Below are 744 nucleotides of genomic sequence, written 5' to 3' on the forward strand. Positions count from 1 at the left end.
TGGCACGTCCCTCCCCCTATCCCACTGAGCTGCGGCGTCGTGCGGTGCGCATGGTCGCGGAGGTCCGTCCGGACTACGACACCGAGTGGGCCGCGATGAAGGCCGTCGCGTCCAAGCTCGGCATCGGATCGGCCGAGACCGTGCGGCAGTGGGTCCGGCGGGACCAGATCGACTCCGGGCAGCGCCCGGGGACGACCAGCGAGGAGTCCGCGCAGGTCAAGGCTTTGAAGAAGGAGGTCGCCGAGCTGAAGAGGGCGAACGAGATCCTCAAGGCCGCGGCAAGTTTCTTCGCGGCCGAGCTCGACCGGCCACATCTGCGCTCGTAGCGTTCATCGACGAGCACCGGGACCGCTTCGGCGGCGTCGAGCCGATCTGCCGCGTGCTGGCCATGCACGAGTGCAGCATCGCCCCCTCCACCTACTACGCCCACAAGCATCGACAGGCGTCACCGTCGGCGCGGCAGGTCCGCGATGCCGAACTGAAGCGGCTGATCACCGAGGTACACGAGGCCAACTACCGTGTCTACGGAGCCCGGAAGGTCTGGCGCGAGCTGGGGCGGCAGGGCCACGCCGCGGCCCGCTGCACCGTCGAGCGCCTGATGCGCGAGCTCGGCATCACCGGGGCCGTGCGCGGGAGGAAGGTCGTCACCACCGTGCCGGATCCAACCGCCGCGCGAGCGCCCGACCTGGTCGAGCGCGACTTCGTGGCCCCGGCGCCGAACCGGACCTGGGTCGCGGACTTCAC

1 pseudogene is annotated in these 744 nt (G+C 70.3%); it reads left to right on the forward strand.

What is annotated here, in order from left to right:
- Positions 1-29 precede the first annotated feature (29 nt).
- Positions 30-744 (forward strand): annotated as a pseudogene (locus ABD308_RS39505) (IS3 family transposase); the annotation flags it as partial.

Origin of the sequence: Kitasatospora putterlickiae, from assembly GCF_039527695.1 — a bacterium.
Classification (GTDB): Bacteria; Actinomycetota; Actinomycetes; order Streptomycetales; family Streptomycetaceae; genus Kitasatospora; species Kitasatospora putterlickiae.